Source organism: Microbacterium sp. AISO3 (assembly GCF_002204305.1).
Classification (GTDB): Bacteria; Actinomycetota; Actinomycetes; order Actinomycetales; family Microbacteriaceae; genus Microbacterium; species Microbacterium arborescens.
Genome location: NZ_NHRF01000207.1, coordinates 1 through 386, shown reverse-complemented (window position 1 = coordinate 386; position 386 = coordinate 1). Strand labels below are relative to the sequence as shown.

1 protein-coding gene is annotated in these 386 nt (G+C 51.6%); it reads right to left on the bottom strand.

All coding sequences use genetic code 11. From position 1 onward, the window contains the following. Window positions 1-9 precede the first annotated feature (9 nt). On the bottom strand, window positions 10-386 hold a 377-nt coding region (locus tag CBF90_RS16990; RefSeq protein WP_172407910.1), incomplete at its 5' end, for a recombinase RecT.

The window sequence follows — 386 nt, the reverse complement described above, 5'->3', positions numbered from 1 at the left end:
TGTCCGGTGTCATGCTGCCACCTTCTGCTCTGCGGCTTTCTGTTTCAGGAATCCAAGAGCTTTTACTGCTTCGGCCTGTGTCAGTTCTGACGATGCACGAATGTCGCGGCGAAATATCTGGGAACAGAGCGGCAATAAGTCGTCATCCCATGTTTTATCCAGGGCGATCAGCAGAGTGTTAATCTCCTGCATGGTTTCATCGTTAACCGGAGTGATGTCGCGTTCCGGCTGACGTTCTGCAGTGTATGCAGTATTTTCGACAATGCGCTCGGCTTCATCCTTGTCATAGATACCAGCAAATCCGAAGGCCAGACGGGCACACTGAATCATGGCTTTATGACGTAACATCCGTTTGGGATGCGACTGCCACGGCCCCGTGATTTCTC